Origin of the sequence: Bifidobacterium pseudocatenulatum DSM 20438 = JCM 1200 = LMG 10505 (assembly GCF_001025215.1) — a bacterium.
In the GTDB taxonomy this organism is placed as follows: domain Bacteria; phylum Actinomycetota; class Actinomycetes; order Actinomycetales; family Bifidobacteriaceae; genus Bifidobacterium; species Bifidobacterium pseudocatenulatum.
Genome location: NZ_AP012330.1, coordinates 264338 through 288996 on the forward strand (window position 1 = coordinate 264338; position 24659 = coordinate 288996).

Annotated in this window: 21 protein-coding genes; 13 read left to right on the top strand and 8 right to left on the bottom strand. The window is 56.8% G+C overall.

Annotated features, from left to right (window positions below; translation table 11 throughout):
* Positions 1-19: 19 nt before the first annotated feature.
* The 4 genes from BBPC_RS00985 (at position 20) to BBPC_RS01000 (ending at position 4251) form a co-directional block, all read left to right on the top strand.
* Entirely contained in the window at positions 20-973 is a 954-nt protein-coding gene (locus BBPC_RS00985; protein ID WP_004220218.1) for an ABC transporter permease, read from the top strand.
* Entirely contained in the window at positions 964-1827 is an 864-nt protein-coding gene (locus BBPC_RS00990; protein ID WP_004220216.1) for an ABC transporter permease, read from the top strand. The genes BBPC_RS00985 and BBPC_RS00990 overlap by 10 nt, the downstream gene beginning before the upstream one ends.
* A complete protein-coding gene (locus BBPC_RS00995) occupies positions 1824-3005 on the top strand; it encodes an ABC transporter ATP-binding protein (protein WP_004220214.1) in 1182 nt (393 codons plus the stop codon). The genes BBPC_RS00990 and BBPC_RS00995 overlap by 4 nt, the downstream gene beginning before the upstream one ends.
* Before the next feature lie 130 nt (positions 3006-3135).
* On the top strand, positions 3136-4251 hold the full coding sequence (locus BBPC_RS01000) for a CPBP family intramembrane glutamic endopeptidase (protein WP_022244602.1): 1116 nt from the start codon (positions 3136-3138) through the stop codon (positions 4249-4251).
* 90 nt (positions 4252-4341) lie between these two features.
* On the opposite strand, the gene BBPC_RS01005 is transcribed toward BBPC_RS01000, so the two are convergent.
* The gene (locus BBPC_RS01005) at positions 4342-5127 is read right to left on the bottom strand and encodes a mechanosensitive ion channel family protein (RefSeq protein WP_022244603.1); all 786 of its coding nucleotides are present in this window, start codon (positions 5125-5127) and stop codon (positions 4342-4344) included.
* A gap of 225 nt (positions 5128-5352) precedes the next feature.
* On the opposite strand from BBPC_RS01005, the gene BBPC_RS01010 reads away from it, so the two are divergent.
* The 4 genes from BBPC_RS01010 to BBPC_RS01025 all read left to right on the top strand — a co-directional run bounded on the left by BBPC_RS01010 (position 5353) and on the right by BBPC_RS01025 (position 9937).
* Positions 5353-6579, top strand: a complete 1227-nt coding sequence (locus tag BBPC_RS01010) for an Mbeg1-like protein (protein WP_004220209.1) — start codon at positions 5353-5355, stop codon at positions 6577-6579.
* On the top strand, positions 6579-7784 hold the full coding sequence (locus BBPC_RS01015; protein WP_004220207.1) for a DUF2974 domain-containing protein: 1206 nt from the start codon (positions 6579-6581) through the stop codon (positions 7782-7784). Before BBPC_RS01010 ends, BBPC_RS01015 begins: the two co-directional genes overlap by 1 nt.
* Before the next feature lie 169 nt (positions 7785-7953).
* Positions 7954-8628, top strand: coding sequence for a TetR/AcrR family transcriptional regulator (locus BBPC_RS01020; protein WP_004220206.1), 675 nt, complete (start codon positions 7954-7956; stop codon positions 8626-8628).
* Between the two features lie 118 nt (positions 8629-8746).
* Positions 8747-9937, top strand: coding sequence for a pyridoxal phosphate-dependent aminotransferase (locus BBPC_RS01025; protein WP_004220205.1), 1191 nt, complete (start codon positions 8747-8749; stop codon positions 9935-9937).
* Between the two features lie 356 nt (positions 9938-10293).
* Here BBPC_RS01025 and gnd read toward each other — a convergent pair whose 3' ends face one another.
* The 3 genes from gnd to BBPC_RS01040 form a co-directional block, all read right to left on the bottom strand.
* Positions 10294-11187 carry a phosphogluconate dehydrogenase (NAD(+)-dependent, decarboxylating) gene (gene gnd / locus BBPC_RS01030; RefSeq protein WP_033524194.1) on the bottom strand — a complete coding sequence of 298 codons (894 nt, stop codon included), beginning with the start codon at positions 11185-11187 and terminating at the stop codon, positions 10294-10296.
* Positions 11188-11385: 198 nt separating this feature from the next.
* Positions 11386-12714 carry a GntP family permease gene (locus BBPC_RS01035; protein WP_004220202.1) on the bottom strand — a complete coding sequence of 443 codons (1329 nt, stop codon included), beginning with the start codon at positions 12712-12714 and terminating at the stop codon, positions 11386-11388.
* Between the two features lie 236 nt (positions 12715-12950).
* A complete protein-coding gene (locus BBPC_RS01040) occupies positions 12951-13502 on the bottom strand; it encodes a gluconokinase (RefSeq protein ID WP_033524195.1) in 552 nt (183 codons plus the stop codon).
* A 276-nt stretch (positions 13503-13778) separates the two neighbouring features.
* Between BBPC_RS01040 and BBPC_RS01045 the strand changes: the two genes are divergently transcribed.
* Complete coding sequence (locus tag BBPC_RS01045) at positions 13779-14513, top strand: FadR/GntR family transcriptional regulator (RefSeq protein ID WP_004220198.1); 735 nt, start codon at positions 13779-13781, stop codon at positions 14511-14513.
* A 297-nt stretch (positions 14514-14810) separates the two neighbouring features.
* Here BBPC_RS01045 and BBPC_RS01050 read toward each other — a convergent pair whose 3' ends face one another.
* Positions 14811-16094: an MFS transporter gene (locus BBPC_RS01050; protein WP_033524238.1), complete on the bottom strand. Its 1284-nt coding sequence runs from the start codon at positions 16092-16094 to the stop codon at positions 14811-14813.
* 429 nt (positions 16095-16523) lie between these two features.
* On the opposite strand from BBPC_RS01050, the gene BBPC_RS01055 reads away from it, so the two are divergent.
* The 4 genes from BBPC_RS01055 (at position 16524) to rsmD (ending at position 22747) form a co-directional block, all read left to right on the top strand.
* Positions 16524-18524: a tetratricopeptide repeat protein gene (locus BBPC_RS01055; protein ID WP_004220194.1), complete on the top strand. Its 2001-nt coding sequence runs from the start codon at positions 16524-16526 to the stop codon at positions 18522-18524.
* 297 nt (positions 18525-18821) lie between these two features.
* Positions 18822-19016: a 50S ribosomal protein L28 gene (gene rpmB, locus BBPC_RS01060; RefSeq protein ID WP_003807649.1), complete on the top strand. Its 195-nt coding sequence runs from the start codon at positions 18822-18824 to the stop codon at positions 19014-19016.
* Positions 19017-19409: 393 nt separating this feature from the next.
* Positions 19410-22100, top strand: coding sequence for an ATP-dependent DNA helicase RecG (locus tag BBPC_RS01065; protein WP_004220193.1), 2691 nt, complete (start codon positions 19410-19412; stop codon positions 22098-22100).
* Positions 22101-22144: 44 nt separating this feature from the next.
* Positions 22145-22747 carry a 16S rRNA (guanine(966)-N(2))-methyltransferase RsmD gene (rsmD, locus tag BBPC_RS01070; protein ID WP_004220192.1) on the top strand — a complete coding sequence of 201 codons (603 nt, stop codon included), beginning with the start codon at positions 22145-22147 and terminating at the stop codon, positions 22745-22747.
* A gap of 50 nt (positions 22748-22797) precedes the next feature.
* On the opposite strand, the gene trmD is transcribed toward rsmD, so the two are convergent.
* The 3 genes from trmD to BBPC_RS01085 all read right to left on the bottom strand — a co-directional run bounded on the left by trmD (position 22798) and on the right by BBPC_RS01085 (position 24658).
* Positions 22798-23682, bottom strand: a complete 885-nt coding sequence (gene trmD, locus BBPC_RS01075) for a tRNA (guanosine(37)-N1)-methyltransferase TrmD (protein ID WP_004220191.1) — start codon at positions 23680-23682, stop codon at positions 22798-22800.
* A gap of 133 nt (positions 23683-23815) precedes the next feature.
* Positions 23816-24403: a ribosome maturation factor RimM gene (rimM, locus tag BBPC_RS01080; protein WP_004220190.1), complete on the bottom strand. Its 588-nt coding sequence runs from the start codon at positions 24401-24403 to the stop codon at positions 23816-23818.
* A 21-nt stretch (positions 24404-24424) separates the two neighbouring features.
* On the bottom strand, positions 24425-24658 hold the full coding sequence (locus BBPC_RS01085; RefSeq protein WP_022244613.1) for an RNA-binding protein: 234 nt from the start codon (positions 24656-24658) through the stop codon (positions 24425-24427).
* Between the last annotated feature and the right edge of the window lies 1 nt (position 24659).

Below are 24659 nucleotides of genomic sequence, written 5' to 3' on the forward strand. Positions count from 1 at the left end.
TGAAAGCACGCATGCAACCATGACTGCAGCAATCACCCCCAAAGCGGGAGTCATCGGCGGGCGTAACGCACGCGAAGCCCGCGGAACTCGAGGAAACGGCCCCTCCGCAACCTCCGATTTCGCCACGCATCGCCGCGAAATCGGTACATTCGTCGTGACCATCCCGTTCTTCGCCTACACCGCCTGCTTCCTGCTTGCGCCTACCGTTATCGTGATTGTCGGCGCATTCCGGAACGTCGACGGCGGATTTACCCTCAACAACTTCAGCAAACTCTTCGAAGCGAACACCATCGCCGCGTTCGCCACCTCCATTCTCGTTTCCGTGATCTCCGCACTCATTGGCGCGGTCGTGGGTGCGGTTGCCTCGTATGCGCTGGTGATTGGCAGCAAACCGAACGGACTGCTGCGCCGCATGGTCAGTGCCATTTCGTCGGTGCTCGCACAGTTCGGCGGCGTGATGCTCGCTTTCGCCTTCATCGCCACCATCGGTATCAACGGCGTCGGCACCATGCTGATCCGTCAGCTGACCGGACTGACCGTCAATCCGAACTGGTTGAGCTCCCTGCCTGGCCTAATCACGGTCTACTGCTACTTCCAGATTCCGTTGATGATTATCATCTTCCTGCCTGCGGTCGATTCGATTCGTCCGCAGTGGCGTGAGGCTTGCGAATCGCTCGGCGGTAACACATTCCAGTATTGGACGCGCGTTGCGGGGCCGATACTGGTTCCGCGTTTCATTTCCGCATTGCTGTTGCTGTTCGCCAGCGCGTTCTCCGCATATGCGACGGCCGCCGCATTGTTCTCACAGCGTTCGATTCTGGTGCCGCTTATGATTCAGGGCGCCATGCGCAACGAAATGGATCCGAATCAGCAGGGATTCGCGCAAGTGCTCGCCTTCGCGATGATCATCGTGGTTGCTCTGGTGATGATGCTGAGCCACGCTGTGGAAAAGAAGGCCGGACAATGGCAGTGAATCATACTGAAGCAATGCCCCCGCAGCTGCGTGCCGCCCGCGTGCGCAAGCAGCGCGTGATCAAGGCGATTATTCTCACGTTCACGCTGCTGTTCCTGTTCGTGCCACTGGTGTCTATGTTTGTGTTCACCATTCGACACCCGCTTTCCGGCAAGTGGAGTTTGGATCCGTGGATTGCGATTCTCACCGGCGATGGCAGCGCGCTTGGTGCTGACTTGTCCACATTGTGGAGCGGTCTTGGATCGTCCATGGGATTGTGTGTGGTGACTGTGGTCATCATGCTGCTGCTCATGGTACCCACCATGGTGATCGTGCACATTCGCTCCAAGCAGCTGGAACGCGCCATCGAATGGGTGGCCACCCTGCCGCTGACCATCCCCGCCATCGTGCTCGTAGTCGGCCTGGGGCCGATTTACCGTTGGCTCAGCGCCGACGTGCTCAGCACCAACCCGATCTGGCTGTGCTTCGCGTACGTTATTCTGGTGATGCCATTTGCATTCCGCGCGCTCGCTGTGGGCCTCAACTCCATTGACGTGAAAACGCTGTGCGAAGCATCCCGCTCGCTCGGAGCCTCCTGGCCGCGAGTGTTCTTCCGTGTGCTCATCCCCAACCTGTGGCAGTCGATCCTCTCTGCATCGTTCATCTCCATCGCCGTGGTGCTGGGCGAATACACCGTCGCATCGCTGCTTGGACGCATGAACCTGCAGGTGGCGCTCTACCAGCTTGGCCAATCCAACTCCCAAATCTCCACCGCCATGTCGCTGCTGGCACTACTGTTCGGCGTGATCCTGCTGGTAGCCCTCGATCTTATTTCCGACGCACTGCGTAAATCCAAAGAAAGCAACGAATCATGACTCTCGCTGATCAGAAAGCAACCATCGCACGCACTTCGGAAGCGTTCGTAAACGCCAATCCGAGCGCCGAAACCGTAACCCGAGCCGCACGCGAAGTCCTCAACGACTCCGCGGAACGCGGCGGCGGCGTGCAAATGCTTAATGTAGACAAAATCTACCCAGGAGCCACCAACAAGGCGCTCGACAACTTCAACCTAGAAATCAATCCTGGTGAAATGGTCGTGCTGCTCGGCGGCTCCGGCTGCGGCAAATCCACCGCGCTGCGTTCCCTCGCAGGCTTGGAAGACATCCAGGCCGGCCGTATTCTCGTCGGCGGCCAAGATGTGACTGGCGTGCCCGTCAACAAGCGAAACATGGCCATGGTGTTCCAGGCGTACTCGCTGTTCCCACACATGACCGCTCTGCAGAACGTGGAATTCGGGTTGGAAATCCGCGGCATGGGCAAGACGGAACGCCGTAAGCAGGCCATGGAGAAGCTGGAACTCGTAGGTCTTGCCGATCAGGCTGGCAAATACACGCAGCAGATGTCTGGCGGTCAGCAGCAGCGTGTGGCGCTCGCCCGCGCACTGGCCGTGAACCCCCGAGTGCTCCTGCTCGACGAGCCGCTTTCCGCACTTGACGCCAAAGTTCGTGTGCAGCTGCGCGACGAAATCCGCCGCATCCAGCTCGAAGCCGGCACCACCACCGTGTTCGTGACCCACGATCAGGAAGAAGCGCTCACCGTTGCCGACCGCATCGGCGTGATGAACCACGGATGTATCGAACAGATCGCCGACCCGCAGACACTGTACCGCCGTCCGGGCAGCGAATACGTGGCCACCTTCATTGGCCTGACCAACCGACTCCCAGGCATCACGAATGGTGAGGAAGCCGTGGTGTTTGGCCAGCGCGTGCCGTTGCTCGAAGCCTCCAAGCGCGACGCCTCCACCGTGCTCGTGCGACCGGAAAACCTTGTGATCACTCTAGCCGCAAACGATGGCAACATGGTAGGCGAGCATGGTCGCGTCGACATGGTGCACTTCCTCGGTGCGCTCGCCCGCGTTGACTTGACGGTTGCCGCAGGTGTGGGCCACCTGCCCGTCACCGTGCAGCTGCCGGCCAATGAGCTTCCTGCCGGCCTGACGGTTGGATCCGAAGTGGTGGTGGCTCCGCGTCCGATCGCCGCGCTCGCCGTATGAGCTGTTTCGTTGCGGACGCCCATGACGACGGTCATGAGATTGTAAGCTGATATTCAGCATTCCTGTACTAAGGTGCTGAATATCAGCATTTTCGTATATGCACCCCGTGCACGTCGTCGCAAAGGCAAATATGACGTTTCCGCAGTACCCCCAATATCCGCAGCGGCCGCAACAACCGCATACGCAGCAGAATCCACAACAGCCATCCCAATATCAGCAACAACCGCAGTATCCGCAGCCACAAGCCAATCCCTACGAACTGTGGCTCAGGCGCGTGAAAAGCGTGTTCTCCCGCATCGGCGCAGGCATGTGCCTGATGGTGGTGATCTGGTATGCGCTTGCAACGGTGCTTTCCGGCATGCTCTATCAGGTACTGCACACCACGAATCTGCCGAATTGGGCGGTGTATGTGGCATCGGATACCCCTTTGTATCTCGTGGCCATGCCGCTCGCGGTACTGATTATGGGCAAATCGTCGGTCATTGAAACACGCAAGTTCGACATGAAGCCGGGCCAATTCTTCAAACTGCTGGTCATGTGCTTCCCGCTCATGTATGTGGGCAGTCTCATCGGCAATATGTTGGCGTCGCTGCTGTCCGGAGGCAAAGCCAGCAATTCGGTGAGCGATCTGGCCATGCAATTCGACGTGTGGAACGTGGTGTTCCTCGTAATTCTCGGACCGTTGTTCGAAGAATGGATCTTCCGCAAGGAACTCATCAGCCGCACGCGCAAATACGGCGAAAAAACCGCGATCGTGTTCTCCGCGCTGTTCTTTGCTCTGGTGCACATGAACCTGTTCCAGTTCTTCTACGCATTCGCATTGGGTCTTATGTTCGGCTACGTGTACGTGCGCACCAGCAAACTGCGTTATTCGGTGGCCATGCACATGATCGTCAACTTCATGGGTGGCGTGGTTGCGCCGTGGGTGGTGACGAACATTGACATCGACAGTCTGATGAACGTGCTGACCAGTGCGGAAAACGGCGACGGAACGGCCATGATGCAGTGGATGGGCCAGAATGCGACGGGAATGATGATATTCGGCATCTATATGCTGCTATATTACGGTCTGATCATCGCGGGCATAGTGTTGCTTATCCGCAATCGCAAGAACTTTGAATTCTATACCGCACCGGAAGAACTGCCTCGCGGCGTTCGCACGAGCACGGCAATACTGAACGTCGGTGTAGTTACTTACATTGTAGTGACGGTTATTATTACGTCAATCAATCTAATGATGCAATAATTTCAGTATAAAAAAGTGCCGCATGTGGACTACTGCATGCGGCACTTTATATATATGGGTCAACCGCGATTTCTTATGTTCGCGAGGATATTACGATTCTTTGTTAATGGCGCGATTCTCAAGAAAATCAGCATTGGCGATGGAACGTGCCACGGCGTTGATCATGTCGGGAAGCAACGATTCCGGCTTGGCGTACGCGCACACTTCGACATTGATGCCGTAAGGGGAGTAGCCGGTCAGTCTTACTTTCGGAGGGAAGCGCGGATCGGCCAAATCGGCGGTATCGCGCTGCACGGCCTGAACCACCTGACGGGTCATCTCGTCGATGTCGGTACCGGCCTTGGCGGTAAACGGCACACGAACCAGCATTTCGTTGGACGGATTGAGTTTTTCCAGTGACGCGGTGTTCAGAATCGAATTCGGAATGATCTTGATGTTGCCATTGCGCTCGCGCACTACGGTCTGACGCCAGTTGATATCTTCGACCACGCCATCGGTGCCCGCCACATTCACCAGATCGCCCGGCTGGATTACACGGCCAAGCATCAGACCGAAACCGCCGATGATGTTCGCGATCGTATCTTTCATACCGAGCGACACCGCAAGACCACCAATGCCGAGCGCGGTGAAAATCGTGGTCGGATTAATGCCGAACACCGGCTGCAGCACAGTGCCCACAGCCAACGTCCACACCACCGCGCGCAGAATATTGATGAAAATCGAAGCGTTCGGCACTTGCGAACGGTCCAGCACTTTACTCACGATTCGGGTAAGCGCCTTGTCGATAACGGCCGCAAGCAGTGCAACGACAATGAGCAGAATGATTTTTCCGGAATTGGTTTTCAGCCAATCCACAACGATTCCAATCGGTTCCATAGTGTTCTGAAGCGTCCCTTCATAAGTTTGATTCGCATGCATTACTGGTGCGCGCGACTTGCGTTCGCTGCGTCTGCGATGCGTGTTCGCAACTTGTGTTCGCACATATCCTACAGTGCGTGGCTGAGTCGGTTTGAGCGTGGGTGTGCGGGGGCGTGCGCGAGAACATGTGGGAATGCGCGTGGTGACATGTGTCCGGAGCCGTGAACGGACTAAAGTTGAGGCATGGGCAATGTTGTGGATTATGTGCGCCGCGAGTTCCGCGGGTTTGGCGAATTGGCGTTCAGCAATGTCGATTCCTTGGTGCTTTCCGAGCTTTCCTACATGCGATTGCCGGGCTTGGTTCCAGCATTCGGCGAGGCCAAGTCGGTGGCGACCGTGCCGATCCGTGACTTGCTGCGCGCCGAAAGCTACGATGAGATGTTTGTTTCGAATTCCTCTGAAATGAATGATTATCGGCTTTCGTTGCTGCGCGCGGTTTGCGAATCGCCGCGATTCCGCGGGTTGCGGGTGGGGGAGTATGACGAACGTTTGGATGAGGGCGAGCAGCAGCAATTCGCTGCGATGACCTTCGATTTGGGTGCCGATTTCGGCTTATATGTTGCGTTCCGTGGCACTGACGGCACGCTCGTCGGTTGGAAAGAGGATTTTAATATGGCGGTGCGCTGCCCAGTGCCGTCGCAAGAATCGGCATATCGATATGCGGACTCGATTCTGGACAGGACGGAACGTTTCCTCTCGGCGAAAAAATCACCCGACATTATGATCGGCGGGCATTCCAAAGGCGGCAATATGGCGGTATATGCGGCCATGCAAATCACGCAAAGCGATATTGAAGCGACCGACGAACGCGCGCAACGGCTCGGACTGCTGCCGGCGCTCGGAGGAAGCGTGCCGGGACGCAACTGCAGAATCTCCCGCATCTTCTCGCATGACGGTCCTGGAATGTCTCAAGTCATGGTGCATAGCCGCGCATATCAGGCAATCGCGGCACGAATCGACAAAACCGTGCCGGAATCCTCCATTATCGGCATGCTGTTGCAATCGCAAATCAAACCAACCTTCGTCAAAGCCGACGCCATAAGCATTCTGCAGCATATGGGATCAAGCTGGCAAGTGACGCAATCCGGCGAATTCGAGCAGGCAAGCGAGCTGACAGGCGGTGCGCAACTCATCGGCAAAACCATTGACGGATGGTTCGACCGCGTAAGCCAGGAACAACGGGAACGGGCCATCAACCAGATATACGACATCTTCGCAGCCGCGGGGTACGGTAATATCGCTGATCTGGTGGCGCATTGGACGGATTCGCTGCCGAAAATCGTGGCAGCCGCCAGAGGTACCGACGTGCAAACGCGCGAACTCATCAAAGACGTGTTCAAGGCGATTCCAGCCAGTGCGGCGAAAGTCGCTGTCGGGGAACTGCGCAACGACAAGGAGGGGGATGCGTGATGGGCAATATTATTGACTATGCGCGCACGGAAACGCGCAGTTTCGAGGCATTGCCGTTCCGCGAGGCCGACGCATTGGTGTTGGCGCAGCTTTCGTACGACGAAGTACCGGAATGCGTGCTGCGATTGGACGATTTGGTAGCGAAATACGGTACGTTGCAGGCGCGTGCGAAGCAATTCGATATTCGGCGTCCGATCGCATCGTTGCGTATGCTGCGCAAGCCCCCGTTTGGCGGCGTGACGATTGCGCGTGCCGATGACGAGCTGAACCACGACAAGCCCGTGGCCGACCATGATGTGGAGAACGTGGGATTGGTCGATCCGCAGGTGACGCACGACTTCTACCATGCTGTGGCGGCGAATCCGCGGTTTTCCGACGTTGAGATGAGCGCGTATTGCGAGCAGTTCGATGGTGGTGCGCAAACGCAGTTCGCGGCAGTGACTTTCCGGCTGCCGTCGGGAACGCTGGTTGTGGCGTTTCGGGGTACTGATGATTCGCTGGTCGGATGGAAGGAAGACTTCAACATGGCCTTCCAATACCCGGTTCCAGCACAGGTTTCCGCAGCTGAATACCTGAAAAAAGTCGCCTCGCTGTGGGATGGGCCGATACTGCTGACCGGTCACTCCAAAGGTGGTAATCTGGCCGTATATGCGGCCATGAACGCCGAAGACGAGATCAAGGACCGCGTTGAACGCATTTACTCGCTCGACGGGCCGGGTTTCCCCGAAGAAGTGGTGAAAAGTTTCGAATATGCGAGCGTGAGCGACCGCATTGTGAAAATCGTGCCGGACTCCTCGGTGGTGGGCATGGTGTTTGAAACCCCCGAACGTTGCGTGGTGGTGAAATCCGACGTGGACGGCATCATGCAGCATTTCGCCTTCTCGTGGCAGATGCACGGGGGTGAATTCGCCAAGGCCGAAGATGTGGCCGACAGTTCGGTGGTGTTCAACAAGTCGCTGAACGGCTGGCTTGCGGGACTTTCCAAAGAACAGCGTGAGCATGCGGTCGACGCGCTGTTCTCCGTGCTTGAGGCTTCCGGGGCGGGCAGTATTTCTGCGATCGTGGCGGCCGGTCCGAAAGTGATTCCTGAAATGCTCGGCACATATGTTGGCTTGAGCAGTGCGGATCGGCGCAACATCAATCAGGCGTTGGTGATTCTGTTGCAGGCGGCGCTCGCTCGCAATCCGAAAGTTCAGCGAAAGTGAAGCGCGAATGAGGCGTGAGTACTGTGCGAACGTGGGCGGGCACTGTTCGCGTAGCGTACTTGTGTTGTAAGCGTGAATTCGTATACGACATTTGCCGAAATTCGGTCTAGACAACTTGTACAATAAAACGTGGTTATGAGGCAACATGACTAATTATTAGGGGGTACTGATGCCACGACCACGTAGGGATTCGGAAATCCTGCCAGCAAAAGATCGTCTCGAAAACGCCTTCTGGGAGCTGCTTTCGGAACGCGAGTACAACAAAATCACCGTCACCGACATCGTGCGCACGGCCGACGTGAATCGCAATTCCTTCTACTATCATTTCTCCGGACTGCCGGAATTGGCCGACTCCGCCATTCTGCACGCCGTCGAAGACACGCCAATGCCGGGCGTGCCAGGGCGGGATTTCAATCCTGACACCGAATGGCGCAAGCACGTCACCGCGTTGCTGCGCGATCCCGAACAGCGTCAGCGTCTCGACCGATTGGCCTTGCTGGCAGGTCCGCACAGCTCGCCGGAACTCGTTTCGTCACTCAAGGAATTCGGGCGACTCACCATGATTTCCGTACTTGGACTGGATGCCGACAACCTCGATCTGAAAACCGATCTCATGCTCGATTTCACCGTCGGAGGCATGCTGGCCGTACTGCAGCGCTGGCCGAAACTGCATGAAAAACTGCCGCTCGACACCGTATTCAACGAGGACGTCGCCGTACTCGCGGCGGGCATGTTCATGTCAATGTCGAAAGCGGACATGCTCGAATACTGGCGCAGGATCTTCAGCGAAGGATTCGTACCCGGCATGGCGATTTCGCAACAGCAGCCGCCGTCTACCAAGTGACCGTCGAAAGCCGGCTGTGATAATCCAGTGGTAGAAACGATATAGCGGCGTTTTTCCGCGGATTGTTCCGTGGAAAAACGCGAACGTGCGAAATGAACGAACGACGGGGAGGTTGTCCATGATCAACGAAGCTTACAAGGCCATGCTCGGCGGAAAATCCGTGATCCGCGAGCTGAGCGAATACGCGACCGCGCGCGGTGCCGAAATCGGCTACGAGAACGTGTTCGACTATTCGTTGGGCAATCCGAGCGTGCCCTGCCCGCAAAGCTTCACCGACGAAATGATCGCCCTGTACCAAGAGGCGGAACCGGTCGCGTTGCACGGATACTCGCCGTCGCTGGGCATTACCTCGGTGCGCACGGCCATTGCGGAAAGCCTCAACCGCCGTTTCGACATGGACTATACGACCGACTACATCTTCCCGACCACGGGTGCGGCCGGTGCGCTGGCCCACGCACTGCGCGTGGTGACCAAGCCTGGAGACGAAGTCATCACCTTTGCCCCCTACTTCCCTGAGTACCAGCCGTATGTCAACGGAACCGGCGCGCACCTGACCGTGGTGCCGGCCGACACCGAAAACTTCCAAATCAACTTCGAAGCGTTCGAACATGCGCTGAACCCGGGAACCGCGGCGGTGCTCATCAACACGCCGAACAATCCTTCCGGAGCCGTCTATTCCGCCGAAACGCTGACCCGACTGGCTGAAATCCTGCGCGCCAAGCAGGTCGAATACGGGCACGACATCTTCCTGATTTCCGACGAACCATACCGTGAAATCGTGTTCGATGGGGGTGTGCAGCCGTACCCGAGCAAGTTCTACGACAACACGCTCTCGTGCTACTCGTACTCCAAGTCGCTGTCGCTGCCGGGCGAGCGCATCGGCTACGTGGCGGTGAACCCGCGCGCTACCGATGCCGAACTGATCGTGCCGATGTGCGGGCAGATCAGCCGCGGAACCGGCCACAACTGCCCAGGATCCAGCGTGCAGCTGGCCGTGGCCAAGGTGGTGGACGAAACCAGCGATCTTTCCGTGTACGAGAAGAACATGAACCTCTTGTATGACGCGCTGGTGCGCCTCGGATTCGACGTGGTGCGCCCGGGAGGCACGTTCTACATCTTCCCGAAGGCGCTTGAGGATGATGCGAATGCGTTCTGCATGAAGGCCAAGGATTACGACCTGATTCTCGTGCCATCCGACAGTTTCGGCGTGCCCGGCTACTTCCGTATGGCGTACTGCATCGATACGGAAAAGGTGGAGCGTTCCATCGCCGCATTCGAAAAGTTCGTGCACGAAGTCTACGGCCGCTGAGCCCTGTGTGCGCTCGCTGGAGGAATTCGGACGCAAATAAGCCAAAGGGGTGTGTATCTGCCTTATATATGGCAGAAACACACCCCTGTCCGGAGCTATCTCGCTTATATATGGCAGGTCGGTTGGCTAAAACAGCCAAAAACGTACCCCCGAAGTGCTGTTTTGCTGAGGACGTCTGCCATATATAAGCGAGATAGGCGTTCTTAAGCTGTGTGGAGTGTCCGTTTCTGCAGAATCGGACGTTCATAGGCTGGTTTTTGGTGTTTGGATGTCCGTTTCCGGTGAATCGGACAGTTGGGCTGCTGTTTTTGGGTTCTGTTTGTCCGTTTCTGTGGAATCGGACATTCAAAGCACTCTCAGTGGGTGGCGATTTCGTCGATCTTGGTGACGTGGCCGCCGAACTGGGCGCGCATGGTGGAGACGACGCGCAGAATGTCGTCCGCGCCGCCGCGGGAAGTCTGGCGGGCATACAGCGCGGCCGCGGTGGAGGGTGTCGGCACGCCCAGTTCGAGCGCAGCCTCGATCATCCACTTCGCCTCGCCGGATTCGTTGGCCACCGGCGGCATGGATTCCAGCGTCGGATCGGACTTGAACGCGATCGCCAGCAAATCCAACAGCCAGGACTGTACCACGGAACCGTCTCGCCATGAAGTCATCACGGCCGCCGGATCCTTGATGAGATCGGACTTCACCATAGTGGCGAAACCCTCGCCGAACGCCTGCATCATGCCGTATTCGATGCCGTTGTGCACCATTTTGGCGAAATGGCCGCCGCCGACCGGGCCTGCGAGCACCAGTCCGGAATCGCCTTCAGGCTTGAGCGCTTCGAAAATCGGGCGAGCGCGTTCGAAATCCTCTTCGCTGCCGCCCACCATAAGCGCGTATCCGCGGTCAATGCCCCATACGCCGCCGGAAACACCGCAATCCATGAAATGGATGCCCCTCGGCTCAAGTTCGGCCGCGTGGCGCGCGTCATCGGTGTAACGGGAATTGCCGCCATCGATGATCATGTCGCCGGGTTCCAGCAGCTCCGCCAATTCGTTGATGGTGCTGTCGGTCGCCTCGCCTGCGGGCACCATCACCCACACGATGCGCGGCGCGGTGAGCGCTGCCACCATCTCTTCGAGGCTTGCCACGGTGCGATCCGATTCGGGGGAGCGGTCATATCCGACCACCTCGTGCCCGGCCGCCGCGATGCGCTTCGCCATATTGCCACCCATTCGGCCCAGACCGATCATTGCCAGCTGCATGATGTTCTTCTTTCTACGGTTTTGTTTGATATGGAATTTGATTGGGATTGGTGCCATCCACCCGCTTTCAGCATCTTCCGCAACGCAGAAAAGAAGATGCGGAAAACGAATGGACGGCAAGTTTTTTGTATTTCAGATATGTTTTTTCAGATATGATGCGCGCGAATCGCAATCGCAATTCGTGTGCGAAGTGTTGCGTCAAAGCACCAGCGAAAGCAGCATGACGCAACCCAAGCCGGTGACCGACAGAATCGTTTCCATCAGCGACCAGGTCTTCAATGTCTGACCGACGGTCATACCGAAGTATTCCTTGACCAGCCAGAATCCTGCATCATTCAGGTGCGAGAAGAATACGGAACCTGCGCCGATGGCGAGCACCAGCATCGCCAGATGCGTCGGGCTCATGCCGGTGGCGAGCGGCACCATAATGCCGGATGCGGTGACGGTGGCGACGGTTGCGGAGCCGGTTGCCAGGCGGATGAGCACGGCGACCAGCCAGCCTGCGATCAGCGGATTCATGGCGGATTCGGTGATCGAATTGGCGATCACGTCGCCAATGCCGGAATCGACAAGCGTCTGCTTGAAACCACCGCCGGCGGCGACGATCAGAATAATGCCGGCGACGGAGCTGAACGACTGCCCGACCATGCCATTGACCGCGTCGCGAGTGAACTTCTGCATGTAGCCGAGCACAACCATCGCGAAAATCGTGGTGATGAGCAGAGCCACCAGCGGAGTGCCGATGAAGGCGAGCGCGCGTCCCCACACGGTTTCGCTCTGGCCGGTCAGATCCACGATGGAAGATGCGAGCATAAGCACGACCGGCAGCAGGATGACGGCGATTGCGGAAGTGAAAGACGGGCGGTTTTCCGCGGATTTCGGGGCTTCTGCCTCAGCAGTGTTTTCTGGGGCCGCGATCGGCACCCACTTGGCGGCGAGCTTGCCGAACAGCGGGCCGGAGATGATCACGGTCGGAATGGCGACGATCAGGCCGAGCGCCAGGGTGATGCCAAGGTTTGCGTTCAGTGCGCCGATGGCGGTCAGCGGGCCGGGGTGCGGCGGCACGAATGCGTGCAGGGTGGACAGGCCTGCGAGGGCTGGAATGCCCAGCAGTACGACCGGAGCTTTGGCGCGGCGGGCGGCGAAGAGCACCACCGGAATGAGAATGACCACGCCGACTTCGAAGAACATCGGAATGCCGACGATGAACGCGATCAGTGCCATGGCCCACGGCAGACGCTGCAACGGCGTCTTGGACATGATGGTGTCGACGATGGTGTCGGCGCCGCCCGACTTGAACAGGATCGTGCCGATGATCGAGCCGAATGCGATAAGCAGGCCGACGTTGGCGATGGTGGAACCGACGCCGGACGTGAAACTGTCGAATGCCTTGTCGTATTCCACGCCCGCGCACACGGCCATCGCGAATGAGCCGGCAAGCAGGGAAAGGAACGGATGCACTTTGCATACCGCGATAAGGAGAACGATGATGGCGATGCCGATGATCGCCGCAGCAATAAGGTTCATGAATCCTCCTCGATTCATGGGGTTGGCTTGCTAGATTTGTCCGATTCTGGAGATTCGGACATATGGAAGCCCATTTTGGGTGCGTACATGTCCGTTTCCGGTGAATCGGACAGTTGGGCTGCTGTTTTTGGGTCCTGTTTGTCCGTTTCTGTGGAATCGGACAAACATGCACCGGTTTTGGGTTTTGTCTGTCCGTTTCTGCCGAATCGGACACATGCGGACTGGGGAATGGTGGGTTAGGCGGCCTGGGTTGCGGTTTGGGCGGCTACCGTCGCGGCTACGGTTGTCGCGTAGGCGTTCAGCGCTTTGATGGCACGGTCGACCATTTCGTCGACGCTGCCTTCGATGGAGATTTCCACGCCGTTCTCTTCGGGGGCAAGCGGCTCAAGAATGGCGAACTGGCTTGGTAGTAGCGCGGGCGGCATGAAATGGCCCTTGCGTTCGCTGAGCCTCTGCTGAATGAGCTTGTGGCTGCCGTTGAGGTGAATGAAGAATGTGGGCACGTCTTTGGCGAGTACCTCGCGGTAGCTGCGCTTTAACGCGGAGCTGGACACCACGGTGTTTTCGCCGAGCGCCTCGCGTGCCACCATCCAGGAGTTGATGACGTTCAGCCATGGCCAGCGGTCCTCATCGGTGAGTGGAATGCCGGCTGACATTTTGTCGATATTTGCCTGCGGGTGGAAGTCGTCGCCTTCCGCGTACACGTATCCGAGTCGTTCATGGATGGCTTCTGCGACGGTGGATTTGCCGCATCCTGCAACGCCCATCACCACTACGTGAATGCTCATGTTGCTCTCCTTGCTATTGACGATCCTGTGCCGCTCCGCACCAGGAATAAGACTACTATAAACCGTAAAAGTAGTATCAGTCAAATAAAAAGTACTATGAATTGGAAAAATCGTGTGACTTGCTATGCTGAAGATAGTGCAAAATGGCGGTAAATCACGCAATCGCAGATACGCAATCATCTGCGATTGGTGATTGCCGTGCGTGTCGCAGAATACGTGAAACATACCGTGAAACAAAGCAGGCATGGTGTGAAGTGGACAAGGGAGGAGCGATCGATGGCTGAAGGCACGGTAATCGCAGAAAATACCGTCGGTGAGCTGATGCAGGATTCGGTGAGTCGAACGCTCGCCATCGAAATGCTTGACGGCGTGTGGAAGGCTGGCGAAAGCCTTACGTTGGAAGCCTTGCAAAGTCGTTTCGGTATTTCCAGAACCGTGGCGCGAGAAGTCGCGAAAACACTGGAATCCATGAATGCGGTACTCGTCAAACGTCGCATCGGACTTGTTGCACGTCCATTCGGCGAATGGCAGGCGCTCAACCATCAGGTGATCGAATGGCGTCTCCACTCCACGCAACGCGAACGGCAGCTGTCATCCCTCACTGAGCTGCGACTGGCCGTCGAACCGGCTGCAGCAGCTTCCGCCGCACGTCTTGCCCCCCTCGACGTCAAGGCGAAATTCCCCGTGTATGCGGCGCGAATGCGGCAGATCGCCGAAGCCAACGAGGAAGGCGAAGCCGGGCTTGCGCAATTCCATGATCTTGACGTGGAATTCCATACGCTGATTCTGCATGAAAGCGGCAATGAGCTGTTCGCCGCGCTTTCCGACACCATCGCCACCGTGCTGCGTGGTCGCGTGGAACTCGGCAAATACCCGATGAAGCCGAAGTCCGACGCACTTGACGCGCATGATGCCGTAGCCGACGCGATCGCCAAGGGGGAGCCTGAACGTGCACGCAGCGCCATGCTCGACATCGTCGACGAAGTGGCACGTGCCCTCAATTTCTTCTGATTTTCGCGCCAAACTTGCTTTCTTCAGTGAAAAAATCGCAATTGCGATTACTATGCGGCCGACTCTTGCCATGCGCGACTTTTCAGACGTAAGGCGACATCGGAAATACGGCATGAAGGCAGCTCTGCCAACGTTTCTTTCGGTGAATATGAAGATGCCGGGGAATGCCCCCGGCGGCTTGGAGCCTTCCTTGTTGCCAAGAGAAAGCTTCACTATTGCAGCAAAATTCGCATGCAGAATCAATCAGTCTTGGTGATTGGATTTGCATGCGCAGTTGCAAGCAAGTGTTACTTTACGCTACTTGCGGGTGGGGTCTTTTTGCAGGAGAAGGAAGATGAGGGCGACGATCAGCAGGATTGCGATCGAAAGCACGCCCACCGAAGCGTTGCCGGTCAGCGACGTGGTGGTCGCAACGAGGAAGGTGCCGATAATCGAAGCGGTCTTGCCGAAAATATCATAGAAACCGTAATATTCGTTGGCACGATTCTTTGGAATGATCTTGCCGTAATACGAGCGCGACAACGCCTGAATACCGCCTTGGAACAGGCCTACGAGAATCGCAAGAATCCAGAATTCCGTTGCGGAACGCAAGAAGAACGCGGCGAACAACACAATGCAGATATAGGCGACCACAGCCGTGGTGATCATGGTTTTCGCGCCGAAACGACCGGCAAGCTTGCCATACGCGATCGCGCTCGGGAATGCCACGAACTGCGTGACCAGCAGCGCCATTACCAGATGCGTAGAGTCGATGCCCAGCTGCGTGCCGTATGAGGTGCTCATGGAAATCACCGTGTTCACCGCGTCTATATAGAAGAAGAACGCAATCATGAACATCCACAACGGCTTGTTCCTGCGGATTGCACGAAAAGTGGAGCCGAGCTCTGCGAATGTGCCGCGGATGGCCTCACCGGTCTGACCCGCGGTAGCGCGGTAGTGCACCTGCTTATAGCTGGTGAGCAGCGGAATGGTGAACGCCACCCACCACAATGCGGTGATTACGAACGAAGCGCGCGTGCATGCCACCGTGGACCATCCAAGCAACGACGGACCGCCGAAAATCAGCGCGATACAGGCGATAAACGGAATCGTGGAGCCAATATAGCCCCATGCGAAACCATGCGAGGACACGCGGTCCATACGTTCATTCGACGTGATATCGACCAGCATGGAATCGTAGAACGTGAGCGAACCGTTCAGGCCGACCGTGGCGAGAATGCACACCACCAAGAAAACGAGCCAGCTGAGCGGCAACGCCATCGCACAGCAGGCGACCACGCCCGTCAGGAAGAATCCGGTAAAGAACTTCACCTTCATGCCCTGCACGTCGGCCATGGATCCAAGCACAGGCATCATCACCGCGATGATCAGCGACGCGATGGTCTGCGCGTACCCCCATGTCGACACGATATTCGATTGGCCGGCGGACTGCAGCAGCGAGTTTGCGTAGATTGGCACGACTGCGGTCGACAGCATCACGAATGCGGAATTGCCGACATCGTAGACGATCCACTTCTTTTCGCGGGTGGTAAGTTTTGCGTTGGGGTCCGGCATATGCTCTGGGGCAGTCTCTGAGGCCATGTCGGACGTAGGTGCGGATGCGGGCGCTGTTGCGCGTTCGGACATGATTGTTGACTCTTTCGAATAAACCGTCAATTCACTATTGTATATATTACAGTTCATCTTAAGCGGCTGTAAGGGGAGCGCTCTGCCGTTACGCATGAACATTGCATGAACATTGCGACTGATGTGTGATCGACATAAAAAATCTGAAATATCGAAATGCTGCAAATAATACTGGGAATACTGAAATGACGGAGATGAACATGTGCAGATTGTAGATTGCACCATCTGTATGTTGATGTCGTATGTTGATGTCGTGAAAAACGTTCGCAGAACGGTATATTGGAACGTGTCAAAATACTGGGAAAACACGAACTAAGTTTGCTGTGTGTGACTGCCGCCGCGCTGTTGCGTCGGCATATTTCTGCGAAGAGTCGAGGAGTCTGTATGAGTGGGGAAGTTCCGGACATGCTTGGTGCGAACGCTGAAATATTGCGCTCGATATTGAGCCAGCCATTGCCTGACACGCTTGACATGATCATCTGGCGTGGCGTCACGAACTCCGCGCAAGCGTCGCCATTCGAACGATTCGCGGCACGACTTTTGGTGGAAGCCGGTGCTGCGGGCATCCGAGACATTGCTGCCGAAAACGATTTTGATGTGATCCGACTGAGCACGACGAAACGATTCTGGCTGCGCTGCAACGGCAACGATCTTTCCAATGAACAATTCAATGTTGTGCAGGCGGTCGAATCGGCGCTTAACCGCATCGACTATGCCGACGACGAAGCGCGCAGGGCGGTGCACGGAGGTATGCCGGAAGCGTGCATCGACGAAAACTTCTATATTGCGAAATCGCAACAGTATCTGCGAAACGTGTCGGGTGCGATCGTGGCAATCGACGGTCTGCAGGAAGGTGAAAACAACTTCCGTAGAATGAGGGGTACGGAAGGGGCGCGCGGCGGAAATTGGGATATCAGCACCAGATTCGCCAATGTTTGCGAAAATCTCGAATTGCCTTTCCGCTTGCATTACCGATTTGACGTCGATGCGTCCAGCGGCGTGATGGTAGTGCGTTTCAGCATACCGAACACGGCGATCATGCCGGTTGCGTCGCAATATCGCGACGGATTCGCCTCCGCGTATGCCGTGCGATTGGCGGGCATGCTTGCGTGGGCGGCGTTCTCGTCAAGCGTACGACTGACGCAAGTCGATCTGACCGGTTGCGTGGGGGATGCTGACGGCATTCCCGTGATTTCCATGGGATTCGATCGCGTGCCATTCATGATGGGTGCGCTGCCTGCCATGAAAAACGGACAATGCGACGTGGTTCCGTTGGATGTCGATCCGCTGGCGCTGCTCAATTTGCTGCGCCCGGTGCGTTATGTGGGTTTCTTTGATGGGAACCGTGCCCTGACGCCAATCACACCGCTGGCAACGTCAGCCGTATTCTTGGAGAAACGTGTTTCCGAATGGCAGGATCAACGTGCGCTGCCTGAAGGATTGCGGGGATTCCTACGTGCCGACCGTGCCTGCGAACTTGACGTGATGCATGACGAATCGCCGGTTTCCACCGATGATGTGAACGCGATCATGGAAGAAAACGAAGGATCCCCCATGGTCGCCGAACTCCAATTGGAAGCCGCGTTGGCGCAACTTGGCGAAAGCGGTGAAGCAGGTGGGGTGTGCGAAGCGGGCGGAACTGACGAGACAGGCGTAGCGAAAATTGGCGAAAATGGCGAAATTCCGCTCTACTGCAGCCGTCCAGGCGTGCGACTCATCATCTCCCTGCTAGACGGCGACGAACACACGCGCTACTGGAAACTGCCGGATGCTGTAGTCGACGTACACCAGAATCTTGGGGAACTCGCCAAAAACAATGGCGACTATGAGCGCGCGGAACGTGAGCTGCGCGCCTGCATCAAACTTGCCCCAACCAGCGTACGTTTCTACGAGGAACTATCGCAGGTATACGCAAGAACCGACGAATACGGCAAAGCGGCCGACGTGCTCATCGGCGCGTTGAAAATCGCAGTGCTGCCTATCGATTGCGAAGTACTCTACTATCGACTTGGCTACGCATTGTGGCAGTTGGGACGTCTGCCGGAAGCGCTCGCCTGCTATGCGATGATGGTCAACGGCGGCACGCCATTCCGTACGGCCGCGCGCGATGAGGCCGAAGAAGTGAGTAGGCAGATGGGATTGCCTTCGCCGGATATGAAATATGGGGATGCGTGCGATGCGCTGCGATCCGGCGGCGTGCCGGTTGCGCCGGAAGGCAAGGTGTTAGATACGATTGCCCGCGCCGCGATTTGCCTGACGGATGCTGGTTTCCCGCTACTGGCTCAGGATGCGGCTTGGATGCTTGGAATGCGCGATGGCGGTGATGTGATCGGCGCGGTTGCGATGAGCCTGCGTTTTGGAGCCGAAGGGCGTTCGAAGAACTAGCGCGACGACGCCGGGTGGGGTGTGCTGGGCGGTTTGACTGGCTGGCGGCTCGGGCTATGACTGGCTGGCGGCGTCTATGCGCGGGGCAAATGGTGGTTTGGATGTGCTGTCTGCCGACCTGACGCATGTTGACCAGACAGCGGCATTCCGGGGAATTTAAGGCGATTGCTATCCACAAATTTGCGATTGGCTGGGGCTGGTTGTATAGTTGAGAAGTTGTGTGTTCTGCCTTGCATTCAGTTGCGGGGCATCGAACGCGCAGACTTGCAAGTCAATAGTAATTATAGGGAGTCCATTATGGCAGCTCGTTGCGCAGTGTGCGGCAAGGGACCGCAGACCGGTTTCACCGTTTCGCACTCACATATTCGCAATAAGCGCACCTTCCGCCCGAACCTGCAGCCGGTTCGCACCACCATCGACGGCGAGAACGTTCGCGTTCGCGTTTGCGTCAAGTGCATCAAGGCTGGCAAGGTTCAGCGCGTTGAAGCGTGAATCGCGAAATAACAGCTTGAAACCCCGGTAGACCAATGGTCACCGGGGTTTTGCTTTATCTTGATCCCGCCAGGGCTTTAAGCGTTCGGATTTCTCCACTCGATGGAGAAATCTTCCCGCTTACAGTGGCGTTTGCGTCCGTATTCCTCCAGTAGGTGGAGGAATACTCCCATTGGTTGGCTGGTTTGCGTCCTGATTTCTCCAGCGACTGGAGCTTTTTGCCCGCTAAGGGGCTTGTGGACGGGGTGATTTCTCCAGTGGGTGGAGGTTTTTGCCCGCTGAGGGGCTGGTTTGCGTCCGTATTCCTCCAGCGAGTGGGGAATTTGGGCGGTTTGAGTCGTACCCAGTGGTAGAAGCCGCATCTGTCGGCATAACTGGGGAGAATGGTGCGTTATGAGCACCACACTGGAAACACCGATTTCATCAATCGAGAGCAACCGCCGCAGAGTCGGCGCGCTGAAATCGCTTGGTGTGGTGTCAGTTGGCGACGCCCTGACCTATTATCCGTTCCGCGTAACCGATCCGGTTCCTGCGCGCTCACTGCATGAAGCGAAAATCGGGGAGAAAATGGCGTTCGCCGCGCATGTGCTCGAAACGCGCGTTTTCCCCATGGCACGTCGAGGCTTCCGCCTGATCGCAACAGTCACGGACGACGATTTCGCAGCGCGTCGCAACACCCCAAAATCGTTGGCGTCGCTGGTCTTCTTTTCGTATCGCAAATCGTATGTTGACTGGGTGCAGCGCAAACTGCACGCGGGAGCGCTGCTCGTCGTCGCAGGCGAGCCAAGCGTGTACGACAATCGTCTGCAATTCACGCATCCCGACCTGCTCACCATCAATCCCGTGCAATCGCAGTCGGAAAACGGGGAATGGAACGACGGTTTCGGCGATCCTGCGAATCCGCCTCTCGGCAATCTGAAATACGATGCGCAAACGATCGACGAAGCGCTGAAACGAGTTTGCCGTCCACGACCGGTATATCATGCAACTTCGCGAATTTCCAGCGAACATATTCATGAATCGGTATTGAAATATATGGATGCGTTGCGCGGAGCCGAATATTTGGTAACGCAAAATGCAGGGAATTTCTTAGATAATCCTACGCAAGAAGGGGATTTTGATATTCCCCAAATTGATCGAGAAATACAGATTAAAGTACTCGGTAATGCTATTCCCGATATTATTCCGGAAGATTTTCGTGAGGAATATGGGCTTATGCATCGTGCTGAGGCATTCATGGCGATTCATGATCCGGTTGATCGCAAGAATTTCGATAACGCCTTGCAAACGTTGCGATATGAGGAAGCGCTGATCTGCCAGACCGCGCTCGTCAAATCACGCGATGCATCGCGCAAATCCAAGGCTACCGCATGCCCTGAAACGCGGTTGAAAGACGATTTCATCGCGTCGCTGCCATTCGCCCTTACGAACGGCCAACAGCAGGTCATCGCCGATATTTCCGCCGATATGGCGCACGATTACCCCATGCAACGATTGCTGCAAGGCGAGGTCGGTTCCGGTAAGACCGTGGTCGCGGTTGCTGCCATGATGCAGGCCGTCGGATCAGGCGGCCAGGCCGTGCTTGTAGCGCCAACGCAGGTTCTTGCCGAACAGCATTATGCGAGCATTTCCACAATGGTATCCAAACTGGGAAAAAGCGACGCAAATTCGAGTGATAATCAGAAAAATCTAGATGATGCCAATGCGCGGCGAAGCAATAAACGGTCCGCGCAAAGTTCGAAAGATGGGGAATTCGACGCAAAAACAATTCACAATAATGCTGTGGATAAAGGTGTACAACTTGCAGACCTTCTTGATTTGGCCGCATCTGATGATGTGGAAACCGGATTTTCCGGCAAAGGAAACGATATATTTGGCACAAAAGATGGGGAGATTCCTGTATTTCTTCTCACGGGAAGTATGCGACTTGCCGAACGTCGTCGCGTGCTCGCAGCAGCCGCATCGGGCATGCCCTGTATCGTCGTGGCGACGCACGCCGCATTTTCCAAGAGTTTCCAGGCGCCAAACCTCACCTTGGCGGTGATCGACGAACAGCACCGCTTCGGTGTGGAACAGCGCGAATCGTTGAATTCCAAGGGTTCTACGGCGCCTCATCTGTTGGTCATGACGGCCACGCCGATTCCGCGCACCGCAGCCATGACCTGGTTCGGCGATCTCGACATTTCCTCGCTGACCGAACTTCCCGGCGGCCGCAAGCCGATTCGCACATTCGTGGTGCCGGAAGACAATGCGTCGTTGATGGGTGAAATGTTTGCCCTGATTCGCAAGCGCATCGACGCGGGGGAACGTGCCTACGTGGTCTGCCCGCGCATTGACGCCGATGCCGAAGATGCGGACGGCGCGCTGGCGGCGTCAGCGGCTTCAGGCTCGGAAACCGCAGGTTCGTCGGCCGCGGCTTTTGACGACGCCTACGATCTTGGCGAAGACGACGACCGGCGCGCACAACGCCCCCCGTTGCATTCCGTGGCGGAAATCGTGGAGCGTCTGCAATCGCTGCCGCAGTTCAAAGGCATTCGATTCGCCACGTTGACCGGGCGTGACGATGACACCACAAAATCGCAGGTCATGGCCGATTTTGAATCCGGCATAACGCCGATTCTGGTGGCGACCACGGTGATCGAGGTCGGCGTGGACGTGGCGAAAGCCAGCTGCATCGTGATTTTCGATGCGGACCGGTATGGGCTTTCGCAATTGCACCAGTTGCGTGGGCGCGTCGGCCGAGGCGGCACCGATTCGGGGGCTTTCCTGATTTCGCGTGCGCCCGCGGACAGTGATGCCGCCCGCCGTCTTGACGTGATTCAGGGCACGTTGGATGGTGCCGAAATAGCGCAGGCCGATTTGGAATTCCGCGGCGCCGGCGACGTGCTCGGCGACGCGCAATCTGGCGGAAAGTCAGGTTTGAAGCTGCTTCGTGTGGTTAAGGATGTGAAGATTATTGAGCATGCGCGGGTTGAGGCTACGAGGCTTGTCGCTCAGGATCCTGATTTACTCGAACATGTGCAGTTGGCCGGGGCGGTGCTTGATTTCACGCGCGGCAATGAAACGTTCCTGACCAGTAATTAGTTTGGTGCGATTAATTAATCGCCTGGCACGCTAGAGTGGTGCGTATGCGCGTAATTTCAGGACGATTCAAAGGCGTTGCATTGACCACGCCGAAAGCGGGCACTCGACCGACCACCGATCGCACCAAAGAGGCGATTTTCTCGCATCTCGATTCATGGGGAGTGTTGGACGATGCCCGCGTGCTCGATTTGTTTGCAGGAACCGGCGCTTTGGGCATCGAAGCATTGAGCCGTGGCGCACGAGAGCTGGTGGCGGTGGAATCATCCGCTCCGGCGGCCGCATTGATCGCGCAGACGCTGACCGCGTTGAAACATAACCGTTCGTGGGAACATGGCATGAGTGCCCGCGTGGTGAAGGCGCGCGCGGAAAAATACGCGGCTTCAGCTTCGGCCGTTGAACCGTTCGACATGGTGTTCATCGACCCGCCGTACGCCTTCGAAACGAATGATTGCAACCATCTGCTCGCCGATCTTGCCAGCCGTGAACTGACTTCCAGCAACACGGTGATCATGCTGGAACGATCCACCCGTTCCGAAGAGCCCACGGCTCCAGAAAACTGGGAAATCACCGATCGGCGCGATTATGGCGAAACCGCCGTCTACTACATTGAACCCAGCGAGCCAATCTCAGATAACGGTCAGCAATAATCGCAAGAAAAAACTTGCGATTATTCCGCGTAAAAACAAGCGTTTAAAAGCTAGCGTTTGCGCGGATGGGCGGCGGAAACCTCCCAACCGAGCGCCATCAAGGTCTTGCGATCGGCCTTGTCGAGCTTGGCGCAATCCAACGCTTCGATCAGGTCGGGACGCAACTCATTGGTTTTCTCGAGCGCCTCATCGCGGCGGAAACGATCCACTTTCGCATGATTGCCGGAAAGCAGCACGTCCGGAACCTTGATGCCACGCCATTCCGCGGGCTTCGTGTACTGTCGGTGCTCCAACAGCGCGTTCTCGCCCGTATACGATTCCTCAACAATCGAAGCGGCATTGCCCATAAAACCGGGCAGCAGCCGCGTGATCGCCTCCAACATGACCGACACTGCGACCTCGCCGCCGTTCAACACGTAATCGCCGATCGAATATTCGCGCACGTCAATGCCTTGCGCGCGGTAATACTGCGGAATGCGCGCGTCATACCCTTCGTAACGGCCGCAGCCGAACAGCAGATGATCGGCATGGCTCAGTTCCGTCGCATCCTGTTGTGTGAACAGCGGGGCGGAAGGATTCGGAAAAATCAGCACAGGACCTGCGGAAGATTGTGCAGTGTCGGAATCTGCAGTATCGCAAGAATCGCCAGTATCGAAGGAATCCGCAGAATCCTCAATATTTTCCGTATTTTCGATTACCGCAGGCTCAAGCTGCAGCAGCTCGTCGAGGCATTCGCTCCACACTTCCGGCTTCATCACCATGCCTGCGCCACCGCCGACAGGAGTGTCGTCGACGGAATGATGTACGTCGTGCGTCCAGTCGCGCAGATTGTGCGCGGTAACCTCCACAAGCCCTTTCGACTGCGCTTTGCCGAGCAGACTGAGGTTCAGCACTTCAAAATATTCCGGGAAAACAGACACGATATCGATCTTCATAATGTTCAGAATACCGGGATGCCTGCCAAGTGGCAGGAAACATAAAAAGTGGGCACTGGATTCCAATGCCCACTTGAATGGATATGTGATCGAAAGCGCGTAATCATGAATGCTTACGCAGGATCGCAAACGATCACAGTCCCGGAATAAGACCTCCAGGCGGATCGAGGGTCAGATAGCCCTCTTCGAGGTCGATGTCCGGCACGAGCTCGTCCACGAATGGCACAAGCGCGCTGTTCTCAACCACAACGCCGTCGGCATCCTTCACCGGATTGGCGAGACGAATCTTCAGCAGCCATTGGGCCACTTCTATCACGTCAACGACTTTGCCGACCACCACGCCCGGTTCGAGACCAAGCATATTGTCTTCAGCCAGTCGCGCCTCAAGACCGATGAGGTCTTTCGGATACCACTCGTCGGCTTCAAGCATGTCTTCCGGATCGTCCGCCTCGCCATACAGCACAATGCCGTTGGCTGCTTCGGACTGGTCGCGGTTGTCAATGCCTTCGAACTTGATAATCCAACGGTTTTTGAAGGTACGGGAGTTCTCCACCACATACTCTTCTTCGCCGTCTTTCGTGTACAACACAGCACCGGGAGCGAACCGGTATTCCGGTTCGTCCGTAAAGATCTGCACGGTGACTTCGCCTTTGAGCCCCTGCGCACGCCCGATACGACAGACCCTCAGCAGCTCGGGCTGTTGAGGGTCGTCAGAATGCATATCACGCACCACGCTAGGATCTCACCTGCGCACGTCCATGATGTCGACGCGCACCTTGTGGTCGGACAGTGCCTGCACCACGGCACGAATCGCATTTGCCGTGCGTCCGCTGCGTCCGATGACGCGACCGATGTCTTCCGGGTTGACGCGCACGCGAATGAGTTCGCCACGCGCGTTCTCATGGGACTTCACCGAAACGTCGTCGGGAAAATCGACGATGTTCTTAATCAGATGTTCCACAGCCTGGGCGAGCATG